Source organism: Ralstonia pickettii, assembly GCF_001699815.1.
GTDB classification, from domain to species: Bacteria; Pseudomonadota; Gammaproteobacteria; order Burkholderiales; family Burkholderiaceae; genus Ralstonia; species Ralstonia thomasii.
The window spans coordinates 1-8020 of the sequence record NZ_MCGB01000046.1; the positions used below are offsets into that span (position 1 = coordinate 1).

Annotated in this window: 7 protein-coding genes and 1 pseudogene; 5 read left to right on the forward strand and 3 right to left on the reverse strand. The window is 67.7% G+C overall.

The genetic code is table 11. The features are described from left to right. Positions 1-96: 96 nt before the first annotated feature. Positions 97-1188 carry an ABC transporter substrate-binding protein gene (locus BEK68_RS07170; protein WP_037022384.1) on the reverse strand — a complete coding sequence of 364 codons (1092 nt, stop codon included), beginning with the start codon at positions 1186-1188 and terminating at the stop codon, positions 97-99. A 286-nt stretch (positions 1189-1474) separates the two neighbouring features. On the opposite strand from BEK68_RS07170, the gene BEK68_RS07175 reads away from it, so the two are divergent. Together BEK68_RS07175 and BEK68_RS07180 are read left to right on the forward strand one after the other, a co-directional pair. Then, complete coding sequence (locus BEK68_RS07175; protein ID WP_012436607.1) at positions 1475-2272, forward strand: AraC family transcriptional regulator; 798 nt, start codon at positions 1475-1477, stop codon at positions 2270-2272. Positions 2273-2361: 89 nt separating this feature from the next. Next, a complete protein-coding gene (locus tag BEK68_RS07180) occupies positions 2362-2652 on the forward strand; it encodes a MipA/OmpV family protein (protein WP_049768040.1) in 291 nt (96 codons plus the stop codon). 12 nt (positions 2653-2664) lie between these two features. Here the strand turns inward: BEK68_RS07180 and BEK68_RS07185 are convergent, their stop codons facing one another. Beyond that, the gene (locus BEK68_RS07185) at positions 2665-3585 is read right to left on the reverse strand and encodes an alpha/beta hydrolase family protein (protein ID WP_012436608.1); all 921 of its coding nucleotides are present in this window, start codon (positions 3583-3585) and stop codon (positions 2665-2667) included. Positions 3586-3697: 112 nt separating this feature from the next. Here BEK68_RS07185 and BEK68_RS07190 point away from each other — a divergent pair. Next, positions 3698-4643 (forward strand): annotated as a pseudogene (locus BEK68_RS07190) (helix-turn-helix domain-containing protein). A 90-nt stretch (positions 4644-4733) separates the two neighbouring features. After that, a complete protein-coding gene (locus BEK68_RS07200; RefSeq protein ID WP_012436610.1) occupies positions 4734-5510 on the forward strand; it encodes a PepSY-associated TM helix domain-containing protein in 777 nt (258 codons plus the stop codon). A gap of 71 nt (positions 5511-5581) precedes the next feature. On the opposite strand, the gene BEK68_RS07205 is transcribed toward BEK68_RS07200, so the two are convergent. After that, complete coding sequence (locus tag BEK68_RS07205) at positions 5582-6445, reverse strand: MurR/RpiR family transcriptional regulator (protein ID WP_004628926.1); 864 nt, start codon at positions 6443-6445, stop codon at positions 5582-5584. 288 nt (positions 6446-6733) lie between these two features. Here BEK68_RS07205 and BEK68_RS07210 point away from each other — a divergent pair, with 288 nt between their 5' ends. Then, positions 6734-7780 (forward strand): porin, encoded by a 1047-nt coding sequence (locus BEK68_RS07210; RefSeq protein WP_012436611.1) that lies wholly within the window; start codon positions 6734-6736, stop codon positions 7778-7780. Positions 7781-8020 lie beyond the last annotated feature (240 nt).

The window sequence follows — 8020 nt, forward strand, 5'->3', positions numbered from 1 at the left end:
GGGATGAAACAAGGGATGCACCACCAGCAAAGAACCCCCCGTTCCTCCTCACTCCCAACCCCGCCATTCAGCACAACAAGCTTCACGCGCCCAGCGTTACTGAATCACCATCCCATTCGGCCCCACCACGCCCAACTCCACATAGTGCGAGCCCGGACGCGTGCGGTCGGAAAAGTCCACCATAAACCCGCCGCCAACATCGAAGTTGCGCAGGTGGGCCAGCTCGCGGCGCACCTGGTCGCGCGTGGGCTTGGGGCCGGCGCGGCGCACGGCTTCGGCCAGCACCTTCGCGGCCACAAAGCCTTCCACCGCCCGGAATGAAAGTTCGACATCCTTGGCGCCCACGGCCGCGCGTGCGCGGTTGAATTCGCGGATGACGGGGTTCACGCCCTTGCCGGGGTTCGGCATCACGAGCGCCAGCGAATAGCCGCGCACCGCGTCGATGCCGGCCACCCGGAGCAGGATGCCCGGATCAATCGACGACAGGCCCAGCAGTTGCGCGCCGCCACCGCGCGCGCGGTATTGCTTGATGAACTGCGCGGCGGGTTCGGCCGTGGCGCCCAGGAAGATGGCCTGCACATCGGCGCCGAGCAGCTTGTCGACGGCGGCGCTCACCGAAGCCGTATTGCGTGGGTACGAAGCCGTGCCGCCCATCGTGAGTTTGTACGGCTTGAGCGCGCGCTCCACGCCTGCCAGCACCTCCTTGCCGAGCGCATCGTCCTGATACAGCACGCCGATGCGCGTGACGCCAATGGTAACGAGCGCGCTCACCATCTTGTCGATCTCTTGCCGGTAGCTGGCCTTGATGGGAAACACCAGCGGATCGCCGGTCATGCTGGACGCCCCGGTGGCCGGCCCAACCAGCGGCAGGTTGGCTTCGGTCAGCACGCCGCTGCGCATGAGCGCTTCCACATTGGCGGTGCCGACCACGGTAAGCGCCGCCACCGGGTTGTCGATCTTGGCCATGTCGCGCACGTTGCGGACGGTCTGTTCGACCTTCTGCTCGTCGTCACGGGCGACCAGGCGAATGGTCTCGCCGTTGATACCGCCGTCCAGGTTGAGCCAGTCGAAATACAGCCGCGCGCCCGCATTGAGCGCCCGCCCCGTCGCGGCTTGCGTGCCGGACAGCGGCAAAGACTGGATGATGCTGATGTCGGCGTGGGCCGCTGGCGCTGTCAACGCGGCCATGCATGCCACACACGCGGCAAGCGCGGCCCACGGCCGCAAGCACCCCATCGCTCCGCGCGCCCCCCGGCTACGCGTGTGATTTCCCGTTTGCATTGTTCGCACCCATGTCGCCGCGTGCCTCCTGGGCAACGGCGTTTTTTTTTGTCGAGACCGCTTCGGCGGTCCGCTTTCTAGTGTGGCGCCCACCCTCGTCGACGCCGGGCGATAGCCTGCCATCGACCTCCGGCTTCCACAAGTCCTGCCGGCGCATTTACACTGGCCCGACTGTTTCTGTCGCGAACCCGCCATGCCACAGCGCCTCCTGCCTACCGATATCGAAGGCCGCACGCCGCCCTCCGCGGCGCACCCGGTGCGGCTCTACACGCGGCAGATGGAGGCCAATACGCGGTTTCCGCGCCACACGCATCCGTGGGCGCAGGTGGCGTATAGCCACAACAGCGTGCTGCGCGTGCAGGCGGGCGACACCGCCTGGGTGGTGCCGCCCTCGCGGGCGATCTGGATTCCGCCCGGCATCGAGCACGAGGTGTGGGTGGTCGAGGCCGCCTTCCTGCGCACGCTGTACGCTGACCCGTCCGTGGTGACGGGCGCGTTGGCGCAGTGCCGCGTGATGGAGGTGTCGCCGCTGCTGCGCGAGCTGATTGCCGCGATGGACGTCCGCCAGCCGCTGCCGGCCGCGCGCGAGCAGGCGCTGGCCATGCTCATCCTCGACGAGCTGCGCCGCAGCGCCCCGCTGCCGCTGGATCTGCCGATGCCCACCGACAAGCGCCTGCGCGCCCTGTGCGAACGCGTGATGGCCGACCCCGGCACCCCGCTCACCTTCGACGCGCTCGCCCGCGATGTGGGCGCCAGCGCACGCACGCTGGCGCGGCGCTTCCGAGACGAACTGGGTGTGAGCTTTTCGCAGTGGCGCCAGCAGGCCGTGCTCGCCAGCGCCATCCCGATGATGTCGCAGGGGATGCCGCTGTCGCGCGTGGCGCAGGAACTGGGCTACAACAGCCAGAGCGCGTTCTCTGCGATGTTCCGCCGGGCGTTCGGCAGCAGCCCGAGCGCGTTTCTGCATCGGCCAGGCGGCGACGAGACCTAGCTGCCCCGATCACCAACCGCGAGCGCGGCTGGTCGGGCCACATTGACGTGGCGGCGCCGGTCGTGAGCTAGGGCAGCGACACGATCACCGTGAGCCCGAGCCTGCATTTCGGCCCGAGCAAGTACATGCAGACGTACTTCGGGGTAACGCCGCAGCAGTCGTCCAACAGTGGCTTTGCGCAATACAGCGCAATACAGCGCAAGCAGCGGCCCGCAAGGCGCCACGCTCACGGTGTGGCCTGGACGCATACCTTCTCGCGCCACCGGGCCGTGCGGACGGCGGTGGGCACCTCGCGCCTGCTGGGCAATGCGGCCAAGAGCCCGATCGTGCAGAACAAGCAGAGCTACTTCGGCGGCACGGGCCTCGTCTACACGTTCTGATCGGGCCGCCAATCAAGCGAGGGCATCGAGCCACGCCACGGTTTCGCGCCACCACGGCGCACCGGACGATGCGCGGAAGAAGCCCATGTGGCCGACGCCCTTGGCGCCCAGCGCCGCGCCGCTCACCTGGCGGCGCGTGACGCGCGTGGCGGGCAACTTCGCGATGAGCGCGTCGATGGCGTTGGCGGGCGCCATCGGATCATCGTCGAAACCCCAGGCGAGCAGCGGCACGGCGAGCCTCGGGTAACGCGACGTATCCAGCCCCGCGCCAGGCGCAAAGAAATAGCCACGCCGACGGGCAAAGCGCGCCCAATCGCCGAGGATGGCAGCCGGAATCGACATCGGCCCCATGCCGACGGCCGCCAGCGGCAGCATGCCGCCGCGCACGCGCGCCACCGCCAACGGAATCCGCACATGCAGCAGCCACGCGAGCTGCGGACGCGTCAACAGCCCGCGCCACGGCCAGAGCCGCGCATTCGCCAGCGACACCGCCACGTGCACCAGCGCATCGGCGTGCACGATATGCGGCGCCAGCCCCGCCAATTGCCCGCCCGCGCTGTGGCCGAGCACCACCAGCCTGCGGCCGCTGCAGCCCTCGGGGACGAGCGTGTCGTGCACCCATTTCAGCACGGCGTCGATGTCGTGCCGGCCCCAATCGGCAAAGCGCGGCGTGCCCGGGCCGGTCGCGGCCGCCTCACCAATGCCGCGATAGTCGAACGTCACCACACGCCAGCCCGCCAGGCACAGGGCCCGCGCAAACGCCGCGTAGAACCGGCGCGGCACGCCCAACGCCGAGCAGATCACCACCGTGCCGTGCGCGCCCAGCCCAGGGCTGGTGACCGTCACGGGCAACGTCCAGCCATCGGCTGTGCGGACGTGGTCATCGCGGGTGGGAAGGGCATCGGCGGGGTAGTCGATCGGTTCGCGCTGCATGGGAACTCCGCTCGGGGTGTCGGGATGGACCCAGTATTGGTCCCGCCGAAGACGGTCACAATTACGCGGCACGTAATCGCAGCAGCTACTCGACTCTGCTTCAATAGGCGACATGACGCCCACCAAGCCCGCCTCCGCCCCGTCCAGCGACGACGACAACCTCATGCTTGAAGACGCCAACACCGTCCAAGCGGCGATTCATCCGCCTGAAGCGGCGCTCTCGCGCTTCCCGCAGTTGCTGCGCTTCTGGCGTACGCGGCGCGGGTATAGCCAGCTGGCGCTGGCCCTGGCGGCGGGTGTGTCGCAACGGCATGTGAGCTTTCTGGAATCGGCCCGCGCGGCACCCAGCCGCAACATGATCCTGCAACTGGCCGAGGAGCTGAACGTGCCGCTGCGCCATCGCAACCAAATGCTGCTGGCGGCCGGTTTCGCTCCCGCCTATTCCGAACGGGGCCTCGCCACGCCGGCCGATGAGGCTTCGCCGATGATGCAGGCAGTGCGCCATGCGGTGAAGCTGATCCTCGACAAGCAGGCACCGTATCCGGCCATCGTGCTCGACCGCTTCTGGCATGTGCTCGACGCCAACGCCGCGCATCGGCGCCTGATGCGCTGGGCCATCGGCGACGACCGGTCCGAAGGCGCGCCAGGCGCCGTCAACATGATGAAGCTGGTGTTCGACCCGACCGCGCTGTGGCCGGCCATTGCGAACCCCGATGTCGTCGGCCGCTACTTGGCCCGGCGCGTGCGGCAGGAGCTGGCCCTGCAAGCCATCGACCCCGCGACGCAACGGCTGCTGCACGACATCCGCGCGATGCAACCTGCGCTGTTCGATGCGGCTGATGCACCGGCCCCCCCCCGCCGCATCAGCCCAGGACGCCGCTGATCCGCCGCCGTTCCTGCCCGTCTCACTGCAGCGCGACGGCGTGACGATCTCGCTGTTCTCCACGCTCACCACGCTGGGCACGCCGCGCGATGCGGGGCTGCAGGAAATGCGCATCGAGTGCTTTTATCCGGCAGACGAGGCGTCGCGGCGGACGTTGGAGCGTATTACGCTGTAAGTTGCACCCGATTGCAACGAGAATCATTCTCATCTATATTGGCCGGTCGATTTGCCTCCCTCCGGCGGCCCTTGCGCCGCCTTGTGCTTCATGACCGACCTGTCCCATCCCCCGCTTGCGGCTGAGCCGGCCGCCAAACCGGCGGCCAATGCTCGCCCGGCCAAGGCCAAATCCGAACACCCGGCCAACCGCCGCACCACGATCGTCCGCTGGCTGCGCAAGACCCACGGCTGGTTCGGCCTGTGGGGCGCCGTGATGGGCCTGATCTTTGGCGTGTCGGGCATCTGGCTGAACCACCGCGCGGTGTTGAAGCTGCCCGTGACGCAACAGCGCATCAATACGCAGATCGCCCTGCCCGACCCCGTGCCCGCCACGCCCGAAGCGATGGCCGCTTGGCTACAGCAGACGCTGAACACGCCGGAACCGGCCACCCGCACGCGCGTGGAAAAGGCCAAGCCGGTGGCCTGGGCCGAGCGCCCGGCCAAGGGCGAAGGCGCCAAGGACGAGAAGAACGCCGACGCACCGCGCGGACCCGCCGCCAAGCCGCTGATGCAGCCCGAGCAATGGACCTTCAACTTCGGCGGCGCCACCTCGCAAATCCAGGCCGAATACTGGGCCGGCAACCGCTCGGTAGCGATCCGCCAGACCGATAACGGCTTCCTCGGCACGCTGATGAACCTGCACAAGGGCGTCGGCATGACCGTGCCGTGGATTCTGCTGGTGGATACGCTGGCCGGCTGCCTGATCTTCCTGTCGATCTCGGGCCTGTGGCTGTGGGGGATGACCACCAAGCGCCGCACGGTCGGCTGGACGATCTTCGGGTTGGGGAGCCTGCTGGCGATCGGGCTGGCGATCTCGCGGCTTTGAGTGCCGCATGTGTTGTGGATGGCGCCCGCGTGGCGCCATTTTTTTCCCCTTCGACGCGTCGTCGCGGTCGATTACGGGCGATCGACGCTGCGCTCGGTCAGCAGCCGCTGGATTGCCCGCATGCGCGAACGCACCATCTCGTCGCGGCGCTGCGCCACGCAGGTCATCAGGATTTCGATAACGGTCAGATGCACGAGGTACGCCTCGGTGCCGACCCGCATCACCGCATCTTCCGGCACGTCCACCGTCAGCGCGATCTGCGCGCGCTCGGCCAGTGGCGTGCCCGCTTGAGTGATGGCGATCACGCACGCACCCTGCTCGGCCGCATACGCGATCGACTCCAGCAGATACGGCATGCGCCCCACGTGCGAGAACGCCACCACGACGTCGGACGCGCCGAGCATGGCGGCTGACACGAGCTGCAGATGCGCATCGAAGTAGGCGTTGGACGCCAGCCCTAACCGCATGAGCCGCGCCTGCATGTCGTTCGCCATGAACGATGAGGCCGCACCGGCCGCATAGCAATCGACGCGGCGCGCGCGGGCAATGCGCTCGGCGGCGGCGTCGACCTGCGTGGTGGACAGCGATTCACGCAGCTTGGCCAGCGCCCGCGTAGCGCCGTCAATGACCTTGCTGGCGACCAGCGCAGGCGGGTCCGCCCGGCCGACATGGCCCGGCAGCGTCGGCTGCGCGTGCGCCAGCTCGGCGGCCAGCGTGGCCTTGAACTCGCGCAAGCCTTCAAATCCGAGCGCCTGGCACATCCGCACGATGGTCGGCATCGACACGCCGGCGCGCACGGCCAGCGTCTCCACCGATTGTTCGAGCGACAGCTCCGGCGCGTCCAGGATCAACCGCGCCACGCCCTGCTGCGCCGGCGAAAGCGCGGGCAGCTGGGCGCGCAAGGCGTTGAGCAGGGGAACGGAGAACGAAGGCATGGGCGATACGTGGGCGGCGAACAGAAATGAGCGTCGCCAGTGTAGCGGCAGCCCCGCCCCACGCCGCCTGCCCGAGGGAAAACCCCCAAGAATCTGTAAGCCGGCGGTTTACGCTCAGAGCCCCTTCAGAGGGCAACGCCCCGGCCAGCGCGACGCGTGCGGCGCTTTACCGGTGCATGCGTAACTTCAACCCTTACAGCGCAGACTTGCCTGAGAGTCGGCCCCCGAGCCAGGCCGGAAAACCCGTTCCGGCCAACACAACAGTCGTGACGACAATAAGGGAGCCACATGACCACTTCGATCCGTTCCATTCCGCTATCGGCCGTTGCAGTGTCGGCGCTGCTTGCCTGCGGCGCGGCGCACGCGCAATCGAGCGTCACGCTGTACGGCGTGATGGAAACCGGCCTGCGCTACAGCACCAACAACGACGCCGAAGGCCACGGAAAGGCCGAGATGGCGGGCGGCTACTACAGCGGCAGCCGCTTCGGCATTCGCGGCTCGGAAGACCTGGGCAACGGGCTGAAGGCCGTGTTCCACCTGGTCAGCGGTTTCGCGCCGGACACCGGCGTGGGCTCCACCAACGACATGGGCCTGGGCGGCTACAAACCGACCACGCCCGCCACCTCGCGCCTGTTCGGGCGCCAGGCGTATGTCGGCTTGGAAGGCGGGTTCGGCTCGCTCACGTTCGGCCGGCAAGAGAACCTCGTCTTCAACACGGCCGGCCAGTACGACGCGCTCTCCATCGGCAACCTCGGCGCAACGGCATGGCACGTCACCGCCACCGGCGTGCGCATCGACAACTCGGTCAAGTACGTGGGCGATTTCAACGGCTGGCGCCCGGGCGTGATGGTCGGCATGGGCGAGCAGGCGGGCGCGTTCTCCGCAGGCAACTACAGCGCGCTGTCGCTCAACTACGCCAGCGGCCCGTTCGCCTTCGGCGGCGCGTGGGAGCAGCAGAAAGACCTGCAGTCGGTCGGCACCCGTACGTGGACGACCGGCGGCAGCGTACAGGTCGGCCCCGCCAAACTGATGCTCGGCTACATCAACTACCGCGATGGCACGCCGACCAAGAACGACCTCATCCTGGGCGGCGTGAAGTACGACTTCAGCGGCCAGTACAACCTCGTGGTGGGCGGCATGGCCACGCGCCAGCGCGACCCCGACGGCCTGCGCTACACCGCCTACGCGATCATGAATTACGTGGTCAGCAAGCGCACGTGGCTGTACGTCGGCATGGACTACACCCACCAGAAAGACGCCGGCACCGTCCTGGCAGCCGCACTGCCGAAGGCCTCGCAGACCGGCGTCATGGTCGGCATGCGCCACGGCTTCTAAAACGAAGACACGGCCTGGGCGCCAACAAATGCGCCCAGCCGGTTTGGCTGTTGACTTTCCCTGCCCTAGATGGCGCCTTGAATTTCTGTTGCAGAGAGGAAAAAGGAAGGGAAACTGTCTGAGCGAAGCGAGTTTTTCCCTTCCCCTCTCTGCGACATAAATTCAAGGGGTGGGTCGCCATCTCGGGCGCGCCTTTCTTTGCTTACTTTCTTTGGCAAGACAAAGAAAGTGAGTCGGCCC